18 protein-coding genes, 1 pseudogene and 1 riboswitch are annotated in these 21,989 nt (G+C 37.1%); of the genes and pseudogenes, 8 read left to right on the top strand and 11 right to left on the bottom strand.

The window, feature by feature from the left end:
• The first annotated feature begins 14 nt into the window (after window positions 1-14).
• Window positions 15-1,133 carry a DNA-processing protein DprA gene (dprA, locus tag DCC35_RS08950; protein WP_137090459.1) on the top strand — a complete coding sequence of 373 codons (1,119 nt, stop codon included), beginning with the start codon at window positions 15-17 and terminating at the stop codon, window positions 1,131-1,133.
• 49 nt (window positions 1,134-1,182) lie between these two features.
• Here dprA and DCC35_RS08945 read toward each other — a convergent pair whose 3' ends face one another.
• The 11 genes from DCC35_RS08945 to DCC35_RS08900 form a co-directional block, all read right to left on the bottom strand.
• The gene (locus tag DCC35_RS08945) at window positions 1,183-1,797 is read right to left on the bottom strand and encodes a tetratricopeptide repeat protein (protein WP_137090458.1); all 615 of its coding nucleotides are present in this window, start codon (window positions 1,795-1,797) and stop codon (window positions 1,183-1,185) included.
• Window positions 1,798-1,903: 106 nt separating this feature from the next.
• Entirely contained in the window at window positions 1,904-2,749 is an 846-nt protein-coding gene (locus DCC35_RS08940; protein ID WP_137090457.1) for a hydroxymethylglutaryl-CoA lyase, read from the bottom strand.
• A 48-nt stretch (window positions 2,750-2,797) separates the two neighbouring features.
• Window positions 2,798-3,751 carry a methylenetetrahydrofolate reductase [NAD(P)H] gene (gene metF / locus DCC35_RS08935; protein WP_137090456.1) on the bottom strand — a complete coding sequence of 318 codons (954 nt, stop codon included), beginning with the start codon at window positions 3,749-3,751 and terminating at the stop codon, window positions 2,798-2,800.
• A 26-nt stretch (window positions 3,752-3,777) separates the two neighbouring features.
• Window positions 3,778-6,489, bottom strand: coding sequence for a methionine synthase (metH, locus tag DCC35_RS08930; RefSeq protein ID WP_137090455.1), 2,712 nt, complete (start codon window positions 6,487-6,489; stop codon window positions 3,778-3,780).
• On the bottom strand, window positions 6,489-7,445 hold the full coding sequence (locus DCC35_RS08925) for a homocysteine S-methyltransferase family protein (protein ID WP_137092619.1): 957 nt from the start codon (window positions 7,443-7,445) through the stop codon (window positions 6,489-6,491). Before DCC35_RS08925 ends, metH begins: the two co-directional genes overlap by 1 nt.
• 103 nt (window positions 7,446-7,548) lie before the next feature.
• Window positions 7,549-7,652: riboswitch (SAM riboswitch) on the bottom strand.
• A gap of 94 nt (window positions 7,653-7,746) precedes the next feature.
• Window positions 7,747-8,652: a Ppx/GppA phosphatase family protein gene (locus DCC35_RS08920; RefSeq protein ID WP_137090454.1), complete on the bottom strand. Its 906-nt coding sequence runs from the start codon at window positions 8,650-8,652 to the stop codon at window positions 7,747-7,749.
• A 1-nt stretch (window position 8,653) separates the two neighbouring features.
• On the bottom strand, window positions 8,654-9,832 hold the full coding sequence (ppk1, locus tag DCC35_RS21825) for a polyphosphate kinase 1 (protein WP_317129018.1): 1,179 nt from the start codon (window positions 9,830-9,832) through the stop codon (window positions 8,654-8,656).
• 26 nt (window positions 9,833-9,858) lie between these two features.
• Window positions 9,859-10,800 carry a polyphosphate kinase gene (locus tag DCC35_RS21820; RefSeq protein ID WP_317129006.1) on the bottom strand — a complete coding sequence of 314 codons (942 nt, stop codon included), beginning with the start codon at window positions 10,798-10,800 and terminating at the stop codon, window positions 9,859-9,861.
• 82 nt (window positions 10,801-10,882) lie between these two features.
• On the bottom strand, window positions 10,883-12,829 hold the full coding sequence (gene gyrB / locus DCC35_RS08910) for a DNA topoisomerase (ATP-hydrolyzing) subunit B (protein WP_217495937.1): 1,947 nt from the start codon (window positions 12,827-12,829) through the stop codon (window positions 10,883-10,885).
• A gap of 106 nt (window positions 12,830-12,935) precedes the next feature.
• Complete coding sequence (locus tag DCC35_RS08905; protein WP_137090452.1) at window positions 12,936-13,313, bottom strand: CoA-binding protein; 378 nt, start codon at window positions 13,311-13,313, stop codon at window positions 12,936-12,938.
• A complete protein-coding gene (locus DCC35_RS08900; protein ID WP_137090451.1) occupies window positions 13,306-14,871 on the bottom strand; it encodes an NAD(P)/FAD-dependent oxidoreductase in 1,566 nt (521 codons plus the stop codon). Before DCC35_RS08900 ends, DCC35_RS08905 begins: the two co-directional genes overlap by 8 nt.
• A gap of 229 nt (window positions 14,872-15,100) precedes the next feature.
• On the opposite strand from DCC35_RS08900, the pseudogene DCC35_RS08895 reads away from it, so the two are divergent.
• The 7 genes and pseudogenes from DCC35_RS08895 to DCC35_RS08865 all read left to right on the top strand — a co-directional run bounded on the left by DCC35_RS08895 (window position 15,101) and on the right by DCC35_RS08865 (window position 21,973).
• A pseudogene (locus tag DCC35_RS08895) lies at window positions 15,101-16,313 on the top strand (acyl-CoA dehydrogenase family protein).
• 44 nt (window positions 16,314-16,357) lie between these two features.
• Window positions 16,358-16,798: an SRPBCC family protein gene (locus DCC35_RS08890; RefSeq protein WP_137090450.1), complete on the top strand. Its 441-nt coding sequence runs from the start codon at window positions 16,358-16,360 to the stop codon at window positions 16,796-16,798.
• Between the two features lie 83 nt (window positions 16,799-16,881).
• Window positions 16,882-17,508 (top strand): carbonic anhydrase, encoded by a 627-nt coding sequence (locus DCC35_RS08885; RefSeq protein WP_137090449.1) that lies wholly within the window; start codon window positions 16,882-16,884, stop codon window positions 17,506-17,508.
• 121 nt (window positions 17,509-17,629) lie between these two features.
• The gene (locus tag DCC35_RS08880) at window positions 17,630-18,514 is read left to right on the top strand and encodes a mechanosensitive ion channel family protein (protein WP_137090448.1); all 885 of its coding nucleotides are present in this window, start codon (window positions 17,630-17,632) and stop codon (window positions 18,512-18,514) included.
• Window positions 18,515-18,666: 152 nt separating this feature from the next.
• Window positions 18,667-19,371, top strand: coding sequence for a response regulator transcription factor (locus tag DCC35_RS08875; RefSeq protein WP_137090447.1), 705 nt, complete (start codon window positions 18,667-18,669; stop codon window positions 19,369-19,371).
• Window positions 19,368-20,876, top strand: coding sequence for a sensor histidine kinase (locus DCC35_RS08870; RefSeq protein ID WP_137090446.1), 1,509 nt, complete (start codon window positions 19,368-19,370; stop codon window positions 20,874-20,876). Before DCC35_RS08875 ends, DCC35_RS08870 begins: the two co-directional genes overlap by 4 nt.
• A 56-nt stretch (window positions 20,877-20,932) precedes the next feature.
• Entirely contained in the window at window positions 20,933-21,973 is a 1,041-nt protein-coding gene (locus DCC35_RS08865; protein WP_137090445.1) for an NAD-dependent epimerase/dehydratase family protein, read from the top strand.
• The last annotated feature ends 16 nt before the right edge of the window (window positions 21,974-21,989 follow it).

Raw genomic sequence — 21,989 nt, 5'->3', positions numbered from 1 at the left:
ATTATTTTTTACTTATGAAGGATAGCCTGCAATATATTATTGCATTGCAGTATATCCCTGGTATTGGCTCAAAAACAGCTAAATTATTGATCAGCTATCTTGGATCAGCTGAGAAGTTGTTCTTTATGCCCAGAGGCAAACTAAAAAGCATACCCGGGATAGGTGACGCATTTATTAAAAGAATAACCAGAGAAGCAAAAGAAAAAGCTCTTAAAAAAGCTGATGATCTCATTTTAAAATGCAAAAAACTGAATATCGGGATTTGTTCTTTTTACGATGATGATTATCCTCTTAGGCTAAAGGAATGTGTTGACGCTCCTTTGATTTTATACTATAAAGGAAATTTTCCCTGCTTAAAAAGCAATAAAGCTCTAGCAATTGTAGGAACCCGAAACGCTTCTCCATATGGACTTCAGATAACTGAAAACATCATAAAAGATCTCTCAGGCCAGAATGAAATTATAACCATCAGCGGCCTGGCAAAAGGAATCGATGCTAAGGCTCACAGAGCATCATTAAGTAGTAATGTACCAACTGTGGGTGTATTGGGTCATGGACTGGACATGATTTACCCGGCATCTCATAAAAACTTAGCCAGGGAAATGACAGAAAATGGTTGCTTACTATCTGAATATCCACCTGGTACTCTACCTGATAATCATAATTTTCCTATGAGAAACAGAATAGTAGCAGGGATCGCAGATGCAGTGTTAGTAGTTGAAGCAGCTGCAAAAGGCGGAGCCCTTATTACTGCAGACTTAGCACAAGGTTATAGTCGGGATGTTTTTGCCATACCCGGCAATTTAACATCTAATTATAGCATCGGTTGCAATGAGTTAATCAGAAAAAATACGGCAGCGATAATTACCAAAGCAGAGGATATCATTGAGGCACTCAACTGGGATCTGGAAGAAATGACTGAAAAAATGGTCCCACAATCCTTAGACCTTTCAATATTTGATGCTGAAGAGAGGCAACTTATTTCAGTTCTTCAGGATAATCCAAATGGATTACACATAGATGAATTGAGTTGGAGAAGCCAGGTACCTCTTCCTAAAATAGCATCAATTTTATTATCTCTTGAATTACAGGGTATTATAAAAGCCTTACCGGGTAAAACCTTTACGATATAAAAAAAGCCGCTTGACGCGGCTTTTTATTTGTACTGAATTACAAAAAACTTTATTTATTACATTTTTCTCTAATAACTTCATACACATTGAAATCACCAAGCTCACCGGCCTTACTTAAATCAAGGCATCCATCTTCTTTTTGTCCATATTCTACTCTCAGAACACCTCTTAAATAATATGCATCCGGATTCTTTGGTTCCATTTCGATAATTCTTGAGCAATCATTAATTGCATCTTTGTATGCTTCAAGCTCAAGTTTTGCCTGACCTCTCATATAGTAAGCATCTACGAAACTTGGGTTAAGTTCAATAGCTTTAGTGAAATCAGCAATGGCTCCATAATAATCCTGCATCTCAAACTTAACACCTCCTCTTTCATAAAAAGCTTCATGAGCCTCAGGATTAATATCAATTACCCTGTTAAAATCAAGCATAGCACCTTTGTAATCCTGTAAAATTTTCTTCACCTTACCACGGTTAAAAAATGCCGGATCAAAATTCTCATCTACTTCGATCGCTTTATTGAAAAGTTTTAAAGCCTCCCTATAATTTCGGGCTTCAAAATATTTCATCCCCTCTTCGGTGATTTCCTTAGCGCTATTATTTTTTGCCTGAAGGCTAAACGCTGTTAGAACGATTATTAAAAAATAAGATAGTCGTTTCATAAAAAAGTTAGTTTATTGACCAGTAAAAGTATATACCTTTATTATACAAATAGTGACCTAATCCCATAAATCCTATATGTAAGATTAAATCACTTCTATCAATTTTTTATATAAATACCTTACTTGCAAGTGCTTCTGAAGCCTGAAAATGAGTTTTATCGATCTCAATATCCACGTCATTTTTATCGAGAAATTTCATCAAAATTTCTGTAGCAATGTTACCTGTCAGGTCATCTTTAGCCATAGGACAACCACCAAAACCTTTCATTGCCGTATCAAATCTATGGCATCCGGCCTCGTAAGCAGCTTTTAATTTTTCAGGAGCTTTTTCAGGAGTACTGTGAAAGTGTGCACCGAAAGTAATATCCGGAAAAGTATTAATCGTGTTTTTAAATGCAAAATCAATATCCTCTGGCTTTGCACTTCCTACAGTATCGGCCAGACTAATGATTTCCACTTCAATTTCATTCAATTCTTCAGTGAATTGCAATAAATAATCTGCATTGTAAGGATCGTTATACGGGTTACCAAAACCCATGGACAGGTAAGTCACCAATGTTTTATCGGTTTTCTTACAAATATCCTGGATCTCCTTGAGGCTGTCTTTCGCTTGTTGTATTGTCTTGTTTGTATTCCTGAGTTGAAAAGTTTCAGATAAAGATAAAGGAAAACCAAGGTAATCAATCTCTTCATGTTCGGCAGCATCATTAGCTCCCCTAACATTTGCTACAATAGCCAAAAGCTTTGAACTGGTTTCTGAGAGATCTAATTGAGATAAAACCTCTTTAGTATCTTTCATCTGAGGAATAGCTTTAGGAGAAACAAAACTCCCAAAATCAATTGTATGAAATCCTACTTTTAATAATTGATTAATATATTCAACTTTTTTCTCAGTAGGGATAAATGAATGCCAGCTTTGCATGGCATCTCTAGGGCACTCTACAATTTGCATTTTTTTTTCTAAAATAGCATAAGCAGTTTCAACGTACAACCCTACAGACTAAAATAAAGCTGAAGCAATCCTTCTCACAGGTTCTGCCTTGCCCATACTATAAAAATGTAAACTGGGAACGCCAAAATCCAGTAATTCTTTCGACTGATGAATAGCCCACTCTACCCCTACTTCTCTTACATCGGTATTATTTTTACACTTTTCAACTTCATTTACCAGGTCATCCGGAAGATCAATATAAAAATGCCTTGGTAGTGAACTTAGATGATTAAGCGTTGTGATTGGCTTTAAGCCCGGAATAATAGGAACATTTATGTCCATTTTTCTACAATCCTCGACGAATTTGATAAACTTTTTATTGTCAAAAAACATTTGGGTAACGATATATTGGGCCCCCATATCGACTTTAAGTTTGAGGTATTTTAAATCCGTAGCCATATTAGGTGCCTCAAAATGCTTTTCAGGGTAGCCTGCCACACCAATACAAAAGTCAGTATGCTCGGCATTTGTCAAATCTTCATCAAGATAAATGCCGTCATTCATATTTTTAACCTGCTCTAAAAGCTCAGAAGCAAAGTTATGTCCGTTTTCTTCAGCTCTGAATTTTGGTTCACTTGACATGGCATCACCGCGTAGAACTAAAACATTATTTATACCTAAAAAATGAAGATCTATCAGAGCATTTTCTGTTTCTTCTTTCGAAAACCCACCACAAATCAGGTGTGGCACTGTATCTACATTGTATTTGTTTTTTATAGCAGCACATATTCCAACAGTACCCGGCCGTTTTCTGATGATCTGCCGTTCAAGCAAGCCGTTTTCTCTTTTTTTATAGGTAAATTCCTCTCTGTGATAAGTAACATCAATAAAAGGTGGTTTAAACTCCATTAAAGGATCTAAATGATCGTAAAGCTTTTGAATATTCTCTCCTTTTAATGGTGGGAGAATCTCAAACGTAAAAAGTGTTTTATCAGCCTTCTCGAAATGCTCAGTAACTTTCATATTATATATGTAAAAATGCCTTCAGTTTAATTTTGTATAACCAGTTTTTCGGGATCATAGTTTAAATTTGGCGCTAACCACTTTTCTGTAGTTTCTATATCCCATCCTTTTCTTTTTGAATATTCTTCTACCTGATCTCTTTCGATTTTCCCAAGTCCAAAGTATCTCGATTCAGGGTGACTAAAATAATAACCTGATACTGCTGCAGTCGGATACATAGCCATGCTTTCAGTCAATGTTATACCCGTATTTTCAGGTACTTTTAGCCAATCGAATAACTTGATTTTCTCTGTATGATCAGGACATGCCGGATAACCAGGCGCTGGTCTTATCCCAATATATCTTTCCTTAATTAGTTCCTCGTTCTCATAATTCTCTCCTGCAGCATAGCCCCAAATTTCTTTACGGACTTTTTCATGTAAATATTCAGCAAAAGCCTCAGCAAGCCTGTCTGCTAATGCTTTTATCATTATTTGCTTGTAATCATCTAATTCATATTCCTGAATTAGATCTTCGATACCATCACCGGCTGTAACTGCAAATCCTCCAATATAATCTGTTTTTCCTGCATCAGAAGGTGAAATAAAATCGGCTAACGACAAATTTGGCAGTCCTTTACCTTTTTGACCTTGCTGGCGCAGGAATTCAAAATTGAAATGAGGTTTTCCCGATTCATCCATAACACTAACTGTGTCTGCTCCAGTTCTAACTGCCGGATAAATACCAACCACACCATGTGCCTTTAGACTTCGATTTTCAACCACCTCAGCCAGCATATCCTGAGCATCAGAATACAATTTTGAAGCTTCCACCCCCACTACCTCATGATTTAATATTTGTGGGAATTTCCCTTTAAGCATCCATGCAGAGAAAAAAGGAGTCCAGTCAATATATGGAATTAACTCTTCAATATTGATATCATTAAAAACGAATGTACCGGTTTTATTCGGGGCAGGAGGTTCATACCCTTCCCAGTCCTGCCTCTCTGCATTTAGAACCGCTTCCTCGTAACTTATGTATTTTTTGATTTGCTTTTTATTCGCATGATCTGCCCTTGCTTTTTCATATTCTTCTTTCAGATTTTGCTTAAATTCTTCTTTTCTCTCATCAGAAAGGGCATTAGTGCAAACTGAAACACACCGGCTCGCATCTAAAACGTGTGTGACAACACCGGAATAATGAGGGTCGATCTTTACAGCTGTATGGATTCTGGATGTTGTTGCTCCTCCAATCAAAAGAGGCATATCAAATCCCGACCTTTCCATTTCTTTAGCCACATGAACCATCTCATCTAATGAAGGTGTGATTAGTCCACTTAAGCCAATGGCATCTACTTTTTCATCAATCGCAGCCTGAAGGATTTTTTCTGCAGGGACCATAACTCCCAGATCTACTACATCGAAATTATTACAGGCCAAGACAACGCTTACAATATTTTTACCAATATCGTGAACATCACCTTTTACGGTAGCTAGAAGAATTTTTGCTTTGGGCTTTTGATTAGGATTAGCTTTTTTCTCAGCTTCGAGATAAGGAGTCAAATAGGCAACAGCCCTTTTCATAACCCTGGCACTCTTCACTACCTGAGGAAGAAACATTTTACCAGAGCCAAAAAGATCTCCTACTATATTCATTCCATCCATTAGAGGACCCTCAATTACTTTAAGAGGCCTGCCTAGTTTCTGAAATGCTTCTTCTGTATCTTCTTCAATATGATCAATTATCCCTTTTACAAGAGCATGAGACAATCGTTCTTCAACAGTCCCTGACCGCCATTCTTCTGCCTTTTTATCTTCCCTTTTATCGTTTTTAACTGTCTCTGCAAATTCAAGTAATCGCTCTGTAGCATCTTCCCTCCTGTTTAGTAATACATCTTCAACTCTTTCAAGAAGGTCATCCGGAATCTCATCGTAAACCTCAAGCATTGTCGGATTTACAATACCCATATCCATTCCATGCTTGATCGCATGATATAAAAAAGCAGCATGCATCGCTTCCCTGACTTTATTATTACCCCGGAAGCTAAATGAAACATTACTGACCCCTCCACTAACTTTTGCCCCATGTAGGTGTTGCTTGATCCATGCCGTAGCTTCAAAGAAATCAAGTGCATTTCTCCGGTGTTCTTCCATACCTGTGGCTACAGGAAAAATATTCGGGTCAAAAATTATATCCTGAGCAGGAAAGTCAGCTATTTCAGTGAGTAGCTTGTAGGACCGTTCGCAGATTTCAATTCTTCGATGATAATTATCAGCCTGACCGTCCTCATCGAAAGCCATAACAACTACAGCAGCTCCATATTTTTTAATCAATCGGGCCTGCTCTAAAAATTGTTCTTCTCCTTCCTTTAAAGAGATGGAATTTACAATCCCTTTTCCCTGGATACATTGCAGCCCAGCTTCAATGATCTCCCATTTGGAAGAATCGATCATTATCGGTATCCGGGCAATTTCAGGTTCAGATGCCATGAGGTGTAAAAACTTAACCATTGCCGCCTTTCCGTCGATCATGGCTTCATCCATATTGACATCTATCACCTGGGCTCCACCCCTTACCTGGTCGAGGGCTACATCCAGGGCTTCTTCATATTTATCCTCCCGAATCAATCGGAGGAATTTCCTGGACCCTGTTACGTTCGTTCTTTCTCCGATATTGATAAAATTAGCATTAGGAGTTACGTACAATGGCTCCAGGCCACTTAATCTTAATGGCTTATATGTAAAGTTATTTTCACTCATCAAACGGCTAAATTTTCTTCACTTTCTTTTCTTGGCTGATATTTTTCAGCCAATTGAGCAAGTTGTTTTATATGTTCTGGCGTTGTGCCACAACATCCCCCTAAAATATTTAAGAGGCCTTCTTTTAAAAACACTTCAACTTCATTTTTCATTGATTCCGGTGTCTGGTCGTAAGCACCAAATTCGTTTGGCAAACCTGCATTGGGGTGGGCACTTACTGCAAAAGGTGACTTTTTGGCCAATATTTGTAAGTACGGACGTAACTGTTTAGCTCCTAGTGCACAATTTAATCCGATAGATAAAAGATCAACATGAGAAACAGATACTAGAAATGCCTCGGTAGTCTGACCACTTAATGTTCTGCCAGATGCATCAGTTATTGTTCCGGATACCATGATTGGCACCGTTCTTCCTCCATCCTCAAAATAATCCTGGGCGGCAAAAAGGGCTGCTTTAGCATTAAGCGTATCAAAAACAGTCTCAATTAATAACACATCAGAGCCACCCTCCACAAGTCCCTTAATTTGTTCTTTATATGCTTTAACAAGATCATTAAAAGAAACTGCCCTAAAACCGGGATCATTCACATCTGGTGAAAGGCTCGCTGTTTTATTGGTCGGTCCTACCGAACCAGCCACCCATCTGGGCTTTTCCGGGTTAGCCCTGGTAAATTCTTCTGCAGCAGTTTTTGCTATTTTAGCTGATTCATAATTCAGTTCATAAGCAAGCTCACTAAGATTATAATCATCCTGTGCGATGGAAGTACTGCTAAAAGTATTCGTTTCAATTATATCAGCTCCGGCATCCAGATACTCCTTGTGAATAGTTTCTATTATATCCGACCGGGTAATACTGAGAAGATCATTATTACCTTTTAATGAAGAAGTGTGGTTTTTAAATCTTTCACCTCTGAAATCTTCTTCATCAAGATTATACCGCTGGATCATGGTACCCATGGCTCCATCGAGAATTAATATCCGTTTTTGTAATGCTAGTTTTATATCCACTCTATCTTAATTTACAACTTAGTTATCAAGAAAGAGTTTCAGACGGGCTTGAAACTTATCTTTTCCCGGTCTTGCCGAGATGGGAAGTAGCACCAAGTTTAACCAAGGTTGCTAAGACTTCGCAGGGCCCAATCCCTCTGTCTTTCTTGATAAGCATTAAACAAAATAAACAAATGATAAGGAAATAATAAAACTTTTAAGAGATTTTTAATTCCTTTGCCATTCTATTAAAATCATTAATAATAACTATTTATATTTTTAAGGCCATTTCCTCCTCAAAATATTTATCGATCAATTTTTGAATCATTCCATCTTTAAGTCCAACTGTAGGCACAACCATTTTATCTGCCCTGGCCCATTCCATTGCAGCAAGGTAAATATCGGCAGCAGGCAATATCACGTCGGCGCGATCTTCATTAAGATTTAATAAATAAACTCGTTCTTCATAGGTCATTTCAGAAAGTCTGGATTTAACTTCTTTGATTTGATCTGCAGTAACAAATCCTTTTTCACCACCTTCAGAAATATCCATTATTTTATTTATGTTTCCACCAGTACCCACAGCTGAAACAGGAAGATCTTTCTTGTTATATTTCTTTAATTGCTCCCCAATCCATGAGTGTATCTTTTCCCAGGTCTTAGGATTGTCATGATGACCCAGGCTACGGACTGAACCCAGTTTAAACGAATGAGCAACAATTTTTTTCCTGTTTTTATAAATATTAAGTTCGGTACTACCTCCACCAACGTCCACGTGAATTACCATTTCATCGGCGATATATTGCTTAAGTGCATTATTGATCATGGATGCTTCTTCATCACCATCAATTATTTTAATCTTCAATCCGGAGGTATCTCTGACTTTTTTAGCTATTTCAGGGCCATTATCTGCTTCGCGCATAGCTGAAGTTGCACAGATCATATGATCATCTACCTCATAAAGATCCATCAGACTTTTATAAACTGACATCAGCTCCACAAATTTTTCAACTTTCTTTTTTTTAATCCTGCCATGCTTAAACACATCCTTACCGAGACGCAATGGAAACCTGACATATTCAAGCTTTTTACTATAAACAGAACCTCTAAAAACTTTGACAGTATTAACCTGAAAACGTATTGCGTTTGAGCCTATATCGATAACAGCTAATTTCATATTATATACTCAACAAATCTACTTCTTCAAGTTTCTCTTCAGTTAAACTATAAAACGCTTCGTGAACACTAATTCGTTCTTCTTTATCTAATGGCTGCTTCATAATATAAGTACCATCACTGTTCATTTTATATGAATTAACATTATCAATCAGATTAAAATAAAGAACGTTTACCAGGTAATTCTTTATCACATCATCTTTAATTAAGAAAAGCGATTCAAGGCGACGATCAAGTGATCTTACCATAACATCTGCACTGCCACCATATAGTTTAGGATCTCCGGAATTGTGGAAATAATAAATTCTCGAATGCTCAAGATAATTACCTACAATTGAGATCACCTTAATATTCTCCGACAATCCTTTCACTCCAGGTTTCAGGCAGCAGATTCCCCTGACAATTAATCGAATTGGCACACCAGCTTTTGAAGCCTCATAAAGCTCATCAATAATAACATCATCCTGAAGTGAATTAATTTTGATCACGATTCCGGAGCCAACACCCTTTTTAGCATTATCAGCTTCATTACGGATTAATGATATCAACTGCTCCCTCATATCTCTCGGGGCTGTCAATAATGTCTCGTAACCTCCAGGTACAGAGTGCCCTGTAATTACATTAAAGAATTCAGATACGTCGTGAGCATATTCATTTTTAGTGGTTAAAATGCCTATATCAGTATAAAGAGTTGCAGTATCTTCATTGTAATTACCACTGGCAAGGTGAACATAACTAGTAACCTTCTTACCTTCCTGACGCACGATATTCAGTAATTTCGTATGAGTTTTAACAGCACTCAGACCATAAATTACATAACAACCTGCCTTTCTAAGCCTGTTGGCTTGCCTGATATTGTTTTCTTCGTCAAATCGTGCCTTAACTTCGAAAAGAACGGCTACGTTTTTACCATTCTCTGCGGCTTTCAATAATGCTTCTACTATCCGGCTATCTTTCGCAAGACGATATATTGTCATTTTAATCGATAGTACCTGCGGATCCTCAGCTGATCGTTCTAGTAATTCGATCAATGGACTGATGCTATTATATGGGTGATGCAATAGCACATCCTTTTCCTTGAGCACTTCCATCAAATCCTCATTTTCACTGGCATGATAGTTTATAGGGTCTCTTGGCGGAGGTGATTTCGGAAGTAAATGCTTGAATTCGTTATGCTTAATGACTTGCCAGAAACTGGTGAAATCAATTATTCCCCCGCTGGAGCTTTGAAAATATTAAAGTCCTCCAGGTTCCATCTTTTCTTTAGAAACCTGAGTAAGTTTTTATTGTACTTCGATTCGACTTCAATTCGCACAACCCTTCCGGTCTGACGTGTTTTAAGCTTACTCTTAAGTTCATCTAAAAAGTTTGTCTCAATATCATCACTTTCTTCAAGTGTGAAATCTCCATTACGAGTCAATCTGAACAAGTCAGCTGATATGATCTCAACATTTCTAAATAACCAGCTTATATGTTCTCTGACAATTTCCTCAATAGGAATGAAAACTATTTCACTTTCTCTTCTGATCTCAAAAAAGCGAGGTAGGTTATTTGGTATCTGAATAAAAGATATTTTACTCCGTGAGGTATTCTTCTTACTCATTTGAATACCATTGCCGCTACTCTGAGTCACCACTCCGAATATCAGTACCTTATTCATAAGGATTGGGAAAGAATGCATACCATCATAGGTCATTGGTGTTAACATCGGAAACACCGTTTCTTTGAAGTAATCTGTAACCTTTTCCTTCTCCTTTTTATGCAGACCACTAAATTTCAGGACCTTTATTCCGTAATCTTTAAAACTAGGAGCAAGTTCTTTAGTATAAGCCTTCATCTGAAGATTAAAGAACTTATGAGACTCATCAAATAGCTTATCTCTGAATGGATATTCACTTAAACCTGAATAATCAATCCGTTCTTTTCCGAAGTCTATATAATTGTATAAACTCCCTATTCTTATCATAAAGAATTCATCGAGATTTGAACTGGTAATAGCCAAAAATTTCAGCCGATCGATCAAGGTTCTATTATCCTTACGGGCTTGATCCAGAACTCGATAATTAAATTGTAGCCAGCTAAGATCGCGGCTAATATATTTAGATTCCTGTATTAACTCTTCAATCTTTTTAGAATGAATAGTTGCCATTAGTAGATCGGGTTTCAGTGAACAAAAAAAGCCCCAGTTGAGCGGGGCTTTAAATTACGAATTAAAGTCTTATTTTCATCAATTATACATCGAGATTAGCATATTTAGCATTTTTCTCGATAAACTCTCTTCGTGGTGCAACTTCATCACCCATCAATACTCCGAATAGGTGATCTGCTTCCGCTGCAGAGTCAATTGTAACTTGATTTAAAGCTCTGTTATCAGGGTTCATCGTTGTTTCCCAAAGCTGCTCAGGATTCATCTCTCCAAGACCTTTGTAACGCTGAACGCCAACATTTTCTTCTTTACCATTTCCAGCTAGTTCCTGAACGATCTGAACTCTTTGTTCTTCAGACCAGCAATACCTGACATCTTTTCCTTTTTTTAGCTGGTAAAGTGGTGGTAAAGCAATATATAAGTATCCTTTTTCAATAAGATCTCGCATATATCTAAAGAAGAAAGTAAGAATAAGTGTTCTAATATGAGATCCATCAACATCAGCATCCGTCATGATGATAATCTTATGGTATCTCAACTTTTCCATATTCAGTGCTTTCTTATCGTCCTCAGTACCAAATGATACACCAAGCGCTGTAATGATATTCTTTATTTCTTCGTTTTCATATATCTTATATTCCTGGGCTTTTTCTACGTTAAGAATTTTACCTCTTAATGGTAAAATAGCCTGGAATCCTCTGTCACGACCTTGCTTTGCTGATCCACCTGCAGAATCTCCCTCCACGAGGTATAATTCACAAATAGTTGGATCTTTCTCTGAACAGTCGGCTAATTTACCAGGAAGAGCAGTTGAAGTAAGTACATTTTTTCTCTGTACCATTTCTCTTGCTTTACGGGCAGCCTGACGAGCCTGAGCAGCAACAATAACTTTTTGTACGATCGCTTTAGCTTCTTTTGGATTTTCTTCCAGGTAATCTGAAAGAATTTCTGAAACAGCACTATCTACAAAACCCGAAACATCAGAGTTACCAAGTTTAGTCTTTGTCTGACCTTCAAATTGAGGTTCGGCAACTTTAACAGACACAACTGCTGTCAGTCCTTCTCTAAAGTCATCACCGGTAATATCAACCTTTGCTCTCTCAAGTAATCCTGAACGGTCAGCATATCCTTTTAGAGTTCTTGTTAAAGACCTTCTAAATCCGGCAATATGAGTCCCTCCTTCTATCGTATTAATGTTATTCACGTAAGAAATAACATTTTCTGAATAAGAAGTATTATAACTTAAAGCTACCTCTACAGGTACCTCACCATCTTCTTTATTAATATAGATTGGAGTTGGAATTAACTTTTCTCTTGATTCATCAAGGTATTCAACAAATTCCTGAAGGCCACCTTCTGAGAAATATTCACTGTGAAGAAATTCTCCATCATCATCAGTTTCCCTTTCATCAGTTAGTTTTAGCCTGATCCCTGCATTCAGGTAGGCCAACTCTCTCAGTCTTGAAGCAATTGTTTCATACTTATATTCAGAAACAATGAAAATATCTGTATCAGGTTTAAACCAAATAGTAGTTCCTGAAATCTCCGTATCTCCGATAGATTCAACTTGTGTCTTAGGCACACCGCACTCATAGCTTTGTGTCCAGATCTTGTTGTCACGATGAACAGTTGCTTTCAAATTTGCGGAAAGTGCATTCACGCAGGATACACCCACACCGTGAAGTCCACCAGACACTTTATAAGTATCTTTATCGAACTTACCACCTGCGTGTAGTACGGTCATTACAACCTCAAGTGCAGACTTATTTTCCTTTTTGTGAATATCAACAGGAATACCCCGTCCATCATCTTCGACGGTGATACTGTTATCTTTGTGGACAGTAACTGATATATTTTTTGCGTACCCGGCTAACGCCTCATCGATAGAGTTATCTACCACCTCCCAGATCAGGTGGTGAAGACCTTTTATACCAACATCGCCAATGTACATGGCTGGTCTTTTTCTTACAGCTTCCAGTCCTTCCAGAACTGTAATATTACCCGCCGAGTAATTATTTCCTTTTTCTGCCAAAATTATATAAATTTTGAATTATACAAACGTTCAAAAATACGTAATAAAGTGCTAAAAACAGATTTATTCAAACTATATTTTCAAAAATAATATTTATACTATTTAATCAAAATTGACCGGTTGACAACATTACCAGCGTACAGGCCTCAACAGGTTCAATTCCAGCACTTTCTGCCTTCTTATAAAACTCGTAATTTTCTGTCCCGGGATTAAAAATTATTCTTTCAGGTTTTAATGAAATTATATAATCGATCCATTCATCCTGATGCCTGGGCCCGATATACATGGTCACTGTATGAACATCATCAACTTCCGGTTTTTGCCTTATATCGCGAATGGACTCCCCAAAGACTTCCCCTTGTTTTATACCTACCGGTACAAAAGGAACTTCGTAATCATTAAACATATCCGCAGCTTTAAAGGCAAATCTCGCTGGATTTGGCGTTGCACCGATTATCACTGTTTTTTTGTTTTTCTTATCCATAAGATTCAATAAGTTTTTCTACACATCTTTCACCATCCATTGCAGCAGACATAATTCCTCCTGCATATCCTGCTCCTTCCCCGCAAGGATAAAGCGCTTTAACATTTATATGTTCTAACGTTTCTTTGTCGCGAGGGATTCTAACCGGAGATGATGTCCTGCTTTCAACACCTATCAATTGAGCACTATTCGTAAAATATGCAGGCATTTTCCTCTTAAAATTTAAAAATCCCTGCCTTAATGACTCACTCACAAAATCAGGGAGATATTCTCTCAGATCAGAAGAAACAAGTCCCGGCTGGTACGATGTATCCCTTAATGTAGGGCTTACTTTTCGATTCACAAAATCTACCATTCTTTGAGCCGGTGCTTTTTGACTTTCACCTCCAGTTTTAAAGGCTTTTTTCTCGACTTCTGACTGAAAGGCCATTCCTTTCAGCGGACCGTGTTCGTGATACTCTGCAAGATCGTTTTCAGATACAGTAACAACCATTCCTGAGTTTGCATACCGCCCGTCTCTTCTACTTGGACTCATTCCGTTTACTACTTGTTCCCCGGGAGCTGTCGCAGATGGCACTATAAATCCACCCGGGCACATGCAAAAACTAAACACTCCATGTCTGCCTGATTTAAGATCAACCTGGGTTTTAATACTGTATGCAGCCGGTGGTAAATATGGACCTCTGCTTTTCGCATGATACTGCATGCTATCTATCAATTCCTGGTCGTGTTCTATCCTGACTCCTAAAGCAAAAGGCTTAAATTCAATTTCTATATTTCTTTTATGTAACAAAATAAATATATCTCTTGCTGAATGACCTGTAGCCAGCACAACGCCTATTCCCTCAAAAGAATTACCTTCCTCGGTAACCACTCCTTTCATTCTTCCTTTATCAAGAATAAAATCTACAACCTTAGTTTCAAAATGAATTTCACCGCCAGCTTTTAAAATACTTTCTCTTAGTGAGGCAACAAGTGGAGGCAATTTATTAGTTCCAATATGAGGATGTGCTTCGTAAAGGATATTTTCTCGTGCTCCATGAGCAACAAGGATCTCCAGAATCCTCATAATATCTCCTCTTTTTTTACTCCTGGTATATAACTTGCCATCGGAATAGGTCCCTGCACCACCTTCTCCAAAGCAATAATTACTCTCGGGATTTACAATATCATGCTTATTTATAGCTGCCAGATCTCGCCTTCGGGTCCTGACATCTTTGCCTCTTTCGAAAACGATTGGTCGATAACCTAATTCGATCGCTCTTAAAGCAGCAAAAAGGCCTGCCGGACCGGCACCGACAATAACAACTTCTGGTTTGCCAGTAGCATCCTGATATTCTTTTGGCGTTGGAACAGGATCGGGAGCGGGCTCATTAATATAAACTTCCAGGTTTACATTAATAACTATTTGCTTTCTACGTGCATCTATCGATCTTTTCCTGATTAGAAATTCAATATTTTTAATATCAAACCCTGTTTCAGATGAAACGATCTTTTTTAACTCCTCCTCCTGATATGCCAGATGAGGTGGTAGTTTTAATGATAATTCTTTAACCATGTTGCTGTAAGGGAGTTATCCTTAAATTTAACTGCAAAAATACGCATAGTCATCTATATAAATAAGAAGAAGAATGAATATTAAGGCAAAACCATTATTACAGCCATTTAAATGATTTAAGTTTAGTTAAATAAGTCCGTCTGGCTGACTTTTATTTTAAAGAATATAATTGAAATAAAAATGTCTTTGTAAATTTGATGAACTTGATAAACAACAAACCTTTAAACTCATGAATACCGAAACAACTGCAGAAAACAAAAAAGCAGTAAAACAGGATCTGTTTGAATCACCTGATTTTTACAATATCGACGACTTGCTAACTGAAGAACACAAGCTTATCAGGTCTTCTATCAGGGATTTTGTTAAGAAAGAAATCACTCCATTTATCGAAGATTGGGCAGAAAGAGCTCATTTCCCTTACGAGATAGTAAAGAAATTTGGTGATATTGGTGCATTTGGTCCAACGGTTCCAGAGGAATACGGAGGTGGCGGACTTGATTATATCAGTTATGGCCTGATCATGCAGGAAATAGAAAGAGGTGACTCTGGCATGAGATCAACAGCATCAGTTCAGGGTTCTCTGGTAATGTATCCTATTTATAAGTTTGGTTCTGAGGAACAAAAAAGAAGTTTTTACCGAAACTGGCATCTGGTGAAATGCTGGGTTGCTTTGGATTAACAGAACCTGACCACGGTTCTAATCCGAGTGGTATGGTCACAAATTTCAAAGACATGGGCGACCATTATCTTTTAAATGGTGCCAAAATGTGGATCTCTAATTCACCAAAAGCAGATATAGCTGTAGTTTGGGCTAAAAATGAAGAAGGAAGAATTCACGGACTCATAGTTGAAAGAGGGATGGAAGGCTTCACCACTCCGGAAACCCATGGAAAATGGAGTTTAAGAGCATCAACAACCGGTGAATTGGTTTTTAATGACGTTAAAGTACCAAAGGAAAACCTCCTTCCAGGAAAAAGCGGACTCGGAGCTCCAATGATGTGCCTTGATTCAGCAAGATATGGTATAGCCTGGGGGCAATTGGTGCTGCAATGGATTGCTATGATTCTGCAGTGAGATATTCTAAAGAAAGAATTCAGTTCGGTAAACCGATCGGAGGATTCCAGCTTACCCAAAAGAAACTTTCTGAGATGCTAACAGAAATCACGAAAGCACAACTGCTGAATTTAAGATTAGGACAATTATTCAATGAAGGCAAGGCAACAACTTCGCAGATATCTTTAGCTAAAAGAAACAATGTTGAAATGGCATTGAAAATTGCAAGAGAAGCAAGGCAAATACATGGTGGTATGGGAATTACGGGTGACTATCCAATTATGAGGCACATGGCAAATCTCGAATCAGTCATCACCTACGAAGGAACCCATGATATTCATCTTCTGATACTTGGAAAAGAAATTACCGGCATTCCGGCATTCGAATAATGTTAAAGTCCCGCTAAAACGGGACTTTTTTAATTCTATAAATTATGAAATCTATTGAAAAATCTATTCTGATAGCAGAAAAGCGATCTTCTGTATTTAAAACTTTATTAACGCCTTCTGACATTATAAAATGGTGGGAAGCAGATTATGCAATGATTCAACCTCAAAGGGAAGGCTATTACATAGTTTCATGGGGAAAAGATATAGATAATCCAGAATATACCAGTGTTGCTGAAATAAAAGATTTCATAATTAATGAATCGTTTAAGTTAGAAAATTATAAATACTCTGCAGATGGAAGCATGCCTGATTTTAGTCGGGGCTTTACGGTAGTTTTTAAATTATACGATCATGATAACCATACCCTTTTAACTGTTGAACATCATGGCTTTCCGGAAAATGAGAAAGGAAATGAATTTTATAATGCTTGCGTAAAGGGCTGGAATGATACCCTTAACAACATCAAAAGTTATATTGAAGACTAATTCCTTTAAGGTATTAATTGTTATTTTCCTACGATGTTTAGGCCTTGATAATTAAATTTGACTATACATAAATAAAATTAATAATGGACATAAAGCAAATATTTAAAAACAACGAATCCTGGATCAAGGAAAAATTGAATGTTGATTCTGATTATTTTGATAACCTGGCAAAAGGTCAAAGCCCTGAGATTTTATACATAGGCTGTTCTGACAGTCGTGTTACGGCTGAAGAACTTATGGGATTAGGCCCTGGGGATGTCTTTGTTCATAGAAATATAGCTAACGTAGTGTCCAACTTAGACATAAGCAGTGCCTCAGTTATAAACTATGCTGTTTCTCATCTTAAAGTCAACCACGTAGTGGTTTGTGGTCATTATTATTGTGGCGGGGTTAAAGCAGCAATGGATTCAGCCGATCTTGGAATATTGAATCCTTGGTTAAGAAATATTCGGGATGTTTACAGACTACATCAAGAAGAACTGGACGGTATTCATGACGAAGAAGAAAGATATAAAAGGCTGGTAGAATTGAATGTTCAGGAACAATGTGTAAATGTTCTTAAAACTGCAGATGTTCAGGTAGCTAACAAAGATAGAGGCATTCAGGTTCACGGATGGGTTTTTGATATCAAGACCGGTAAACTTATTGACCTTGAAATCGACTTCAAAAAAATTCTGGATGAAATAATGGAAATTTATAATCTGGATTAAATAAATTATCAAAAGGGCTTCGGCCCTTTTTTTTATGAATTGTTTTCCCTCCTCTCATAGCTATTCTTAAAAACTAATTTATTAATTTAAACTCGCTCCTTTCCTAATTAAATAAAAAGCTATGTTCGAAAAGATTCGTAATTCATTTAACGAGCAAATCAGTATCTACTATGAAGAATTGGTAGAAATCATTCCAAAACTCACTGTTGCTATAATCCTCTTCCTGGTGTTTTATTTTGTAGCCAGGGGAATTAAACGAATTATCGGACCCCGACTTCAAAAGCGGATACAGGATTTTGTGATGGCTAAATTCATCACAGATATAATCTTTTATACAATATTCCTTATTGGTATCCTGGTTTTCCTTCGGGTGATGGGTTACGGCAATGTGATCATTGGTATTTTTTCAGGAGCAGGGGTAGTTGCAATAGTATTTGGCTTCGCTTTTAAAGATATTGGCGAAAATTTCATAGCAGGACTGATAATGGCATTCAATCGTCCTTTCAAGCATGGCGATTTAATTCAGATTGGTGATCAAAAAGGACGGGTTCAGGAAATGAGTTTAAGATTAACTCGGATCAAAACTTATGACGGAAAAGATGTATATATTCCAAATGCACGAATCATAAAAGATAATCTCATTAATTACACAGTAGATGGTTATCTCAGATATGAGATCCCACTTGGAATTGATTACGGCTCGAACCTCGGTAAAGTAGCAGAGATAATCCTTAAAACTCTTGAAGAAGTTGATGGAGTGCTTAAAGAGCCAAAACCCACGGTCTACCTTACAGAATATGGTTCGAATACTGCAAACCTGGTTTATACGATCTGGGTCGACCTCTTTGATACAAAACACAGGAGATTTGACATAAAAACAGATGCAATGCGGAGGGTTTGGAATGCCCTAGATGAATCCGGTTTTAATATGCCTGGCAATATTCTTGAGTTGAAAAATTATGATTCTCAGCCTTTTGAACTTAAAACCGCAAGTACTGATAAATAACCTAAACATCAGAAATAGACGGCTAGGCGACACTTAGTACATTATTGTAATTGATATCTAATCTGCTCAACCATAATTGTATACTTTAAAAGACAGGGAAATGTAAAACTCCTGTGATAAATCTGTGATACATTTTATTTTTCTTTATAACAATGAAAAAGGTACTGGTCATTGAAGACGATCCCGAGATAGTCAATTTACTTGAAATACATCTTAAGGACCTCAATTGTGAGGTATTAAAAGCTTATGATGGTAATACAGGTGTCGATAAAGCTCTATCTCATGATCCGGATCTCATCATTCTTGATTTAAGTCTTCCGGAAAAAGATGGTTTGAATGTCTGTAGAGAAGTCCGGGCACATCAGGGCACACCAATTATTATGCTTACAGCCAAATCTGAAGAAATTGATAGGGTCCTGGGCCTTGAAATGGGTGCTGATGATTACATTACCAAACCTTTTAGTATCCGTGAGTTCATCGCAAGAGTAAAAGCAATATTTCGCCGGACAAAAATGATCGAAGACAGAATAACCAGTCCGGAATCCAAAACTTTTCGTTTTGATGAGCTTACAATCGATATTGAAAAACGAAAAGTAATAGTAAGAAATGATAAGGTCGAATTATCTCCAAAAGAATTTGAACTCCTGACCCTTATGGCTGCTCATCCCGGCAGAAGTTATTCAAGGTCTGATCTGCTTAAACTAATCTGGGGATATGATTTTGATGGTTATGAGCATACCGTTAATTCTCATATTAATCGGTTAAGAGCCAAGATCGAACCTGACATGAACAACCCTAAATATATAAAAACCACATGGGGGATCGGTTATAAGTTTAACGAAGAAGTAACAATATGAATATCAAAGACACACTTTCGATTCGGTTTATAAAAAAATTGATGCTAACCTTTTTCTTCCTGATCATCCTGATGGGAAGTATTTACGTCTTTTTTTCCTTCTATTTTACTTCTAAACTCTATGATGAAACGACTCAAAAGCTAAACGCTAATGTTGCAAATCACCTGATAGAAGAAAAATTCAAAGATCAAGCTCCATTTTTACCCGACGGAAGCGTAAATAAAGAATTATTTGGTGACATCATGCATGATATGATGGCTGTTAACAGATCTATTGAAGTTTACCTTCTCGATAAATCAGGAACTATATTGTATTCTGTAGTGCTTGATCATTCTGACCCCGATGCTCCTTCACAAAAAGTAGATGTGAATCCTATCAAAAAGTTTATTTCTACAAATGGCAGCAGTTATATTACCGGCGATGATCCCAGAAATATAAATAAAAAGAAAATCTTCTCCGCAGCAGAATTTAATGTCGATGGACGTGAGGGTTATATCTACATAGTACTTGAGGGCCGTGAGCAGGAAGCCGTTTATGGGTCTTTAGTTACAGGATATTTCACCCGAATGAGTATTGGAGCAACAATAATAACCATGATTTTAACTCTTATTGTAGGCTTTGCTGCTCTTTATTATCTCACACGAAATTTAAGAAACATAACTAATACAGTTAAAAGATTTTCTGAAGGAGATTATAAAATCAGAATTCAAAATGCTGAAAACTCTGATCTTTCTGTACTCGCTACAAACTTTAATTCGATGGCGGATACGATAGTTAGAAACATGGAGGAAATAAAGTCTGTGGATAATTTAAGGCGGGAATTAATAGCAAATGTATCTCATGATCTTAGAACCCCACTTTCTATTATGAAAGGTTATGTGGAAACACTACAAATCAAAAAAGAATCGCTGAGTGACTCCGATAAAGAAAATTATTTAATGATAATCCAGGAGAGTTCCGACAAACTTTCAAATCTTATTACTCAACTTTTCGAATATTCAAAACTTGAATCTAAGCAGATAGAGCCCGAAAAGGAACCATTTGGAATCACTGATCTCGCCATGGATATTATCAATAAATTTAAACTCAAGGCAGAAAGTAAAAACATTGAAATTTCCATAGAGAAAACCTCTGAACAATTGCCAATGGTGTTTGCCGACATTAGCCTGGTAGAACGAGCTATTCAAAACCTCGTAGAAAATGCACTCAAATTTACCCCTGAAAATGGTCAAATTAAGCTTTTACTCTCCAGAACTGATGATGGAGTAAAAGTAACAATTGCTGATTCAGGTCCGGGTATGAGTGAAAAGGAACAAGCTATTGTTTTTGACAGGTACAGACAAACAGAAAATAATGTCAGGCAGGAAGGCGTAGGTTTGGGTCTTGCTATAGTCAAAAAAATAATGGAATTACATGATACTGCTATAAGCATAAAATCAGGACCCGGAAAAGGCAGTGCTTTCAGCTTTAATTTAAAATCTTATCAACAGATATCAGGTGCCTGAAACCAAAACTCTTAAGTTTAATGATTAAATTAAGTCATTAAACATATATTCGAGCTATGGCGAAAAAAATAATGGTAACAGGTGGAACCGGCTATATTGGTTCATGGGTTGTCAAAGAACTTCTTGAAAGAGGACATATTGTTAAACTTACTGTAAGAGATAAGTCTAAAGAAGAGAAATATAATTTCCTACAGGAAATAGCAAATCAAAGTCCTGGAGAGTTGGAAGTTTATGAAGCAAATCTGTTGAAATTCGGCTCATATGATGAAGCTATTAAAGATTGTGACACTGTAGTTCATATGGCTTCTCCTTTTATCCTTGATGTTAAAGATCCAATTGAAGAACTGGTAAAGCCGGCATTAGAAGGGACTGAAAATGTATTGGCATCTGCCTCAAAAGCCGCAACTGTTAAAAAGGTTATTCTCACTTCAAGTGTAGCAGCGATTTATGGTGACGCAAAAGATATGCAGGATCAGGGACTTAATGAATTTACGGAAGAAAACTGGAATACGACAAGCAATAAAGACCATCAGCCATATCCATATTCCAAAACTCTCGCTGAAAGAAAAGCCTGGGAATTACATGATAAACAGGAGCAATGGTTTTTAGCTGTGATTAATCCAAGTTTCGTCATGGGTCCTTCACTAACAAAAATCTCTAATTCGGAGAGTCTCAAATTTATGAGCGACATGCTAAAAGGTAAAATGCAAGTTGGGGCTCCTGACCTTGTTTTCGGAGTGGTTGATGTCAGGGATGTAGCTAAAGCTCATGCCAGTGCAGTTGAGATGGAAGACGTTACTGGCAGACATATTCTATCCAATAAAAGTGTATCAGTACTTGAAATGGCTGAAGCTGTGAGAATAGAATCTGATAAAAAATACAAGCTACCAAAATCCTTGAGTCCAAAATGGCTTTTATACATAGTAGGACCACTGTTTGGAATCAACTCTTCTTTCGTCAAAAAGAATATCGGATATCCTCTGCGTTTTAATAATTCAAAAAGTATTAAAAATTTAGAAATAGATTACAGGCCTTTTAATACAACTATGAAAGATATGGTTGAGCAAATGGAAGAAAATAATATGATCAAAAATTAAACTTGTTAAATCTGCG

Source organism: Mangrovivirga cuniculi (assembly GCF_005166025.1).
Lineage (GTDB): Bacteria > Bacteroidota > Bacteroidia > Cytophagales > Cyclobacteriaceae > Mangrovivirga > Mangrovivirga cuniculi.
This window is presented reverse-complemented; position numbering and strand designations above follow the sequence as displayed.

Excerpts from the sequence above, each read along its gene's own strand:
- DCC35_RS08945 (WP_137090458.1), bottom strand. The coding sequence starts at position 1,797 with ATGAAACGACTATCTTATTTTTTAATAATCGTTCTAACAGCGTTTAGC.
- metF (WP_137090456.1), bottom strand. The coding sequence starts at position 3,751 with ATGAAAGTTACTGAGCATTTCGAGAAGGCTGATAAAACACTTTTTACG.
- DCC35_RS08925 (WP_137092619.1), bottom strand. The coding sequence starts at position 7,445 with ATGGGTACCATGATCCAGCGGTATAATCTTGATGAAGAAGATTTCAGA.
- DCC35_RS08940 (WP_137090457.1), bottom strand. The coding sequence starts at position 2,749 with ATGCAAATTGTAGAGTGCCCTAGAGATGCCATGCAAAGCTGGCATTCA.
- DCC35_RS08900 (WP_137090451.1), bottom strand. The coding sequence starts at position 14,871 with ATGGTTAAAGAATTATCATTAAAACTACCACCTCATCTGGCATATCAG.
- DCC35_RS08865 (WP_137090445.1), top strand. The coding sequence starts at position 20,933 with ATGGCGAAAAAAATAATGGTAACAGGTGGAACCGGCTATATTGGTTCA.
- DCC35_RS08890 (WP_137090450.1), top strand. The coding sequence starts at position 16,358 with ATGAAATCTATTGAAAAATCTATTCTGATAGCAGAAAAGCGATCTTCT.
- DCC35_RS21820 (WP_317129006.1), bottom strand. The coding sequence starts at position 10,800 with ATGGCAACTATTCATTCTAAAAAGATTGAAGAGTTAATACAGGAATCT.
- DCC35_RS08885 (WP_137090449.1), top strand. The coding sequence starts at position 16,882 with ATGGACATAAAGCAAATATTTAAAAACAACGAATCCTGGATCAAGGAA.
- DCC35_RS08905 (WP_137090452.1), bottom strand. The coding sequence starts at position 13,313 with ATGGATAAGAAAAACAAAAAAACAGTGATAATCGGTGCAACGCCAAAT.
- metH (WP_137090455.1), bottom strand. The coding sequence starts at position 6,489 with ATGAGTGAAAATAACTTTACATATAAGCCATTAAGATTAAGTGGCCTG.
- DCC35_RS08880 (WP_137090448.1), top strand. The coding sequence starts at position 17,630 with ATGTTCGAAAAGATTCGTAATTCATTTAACGAGCAAATCAGTATCTAC.
- DCC35_RS08920 (WP_137090454.1), bottom strand. The coding sequence starts at position 8,652 with ATGAAATTAGCTGTTATCGATATAGGCTCAAACGCAATACGTTTTCAG.
- DCC35_RS08870 (WP_137090446.1), top strand. The coding sequence starts at position 19,368 with ATGAATATCAAAGACACACTTTCGATTCGGTTTATAAAAAAATTGATG.
- DCC35_RS08875 (WP_137090447.1), top strand. The coding sequence starts at position 18,667 with ATGAAAAAGGTACTGGTCATTGAAGACGATCCCGAGATAGTCAATTTA.
- dprA (WP_137090459.1), top strand. The coding sequence starts at position 15 with ATGAAGGATAGCCTGCAATATATTATTGCATTGCAGTATATCCCTGGT.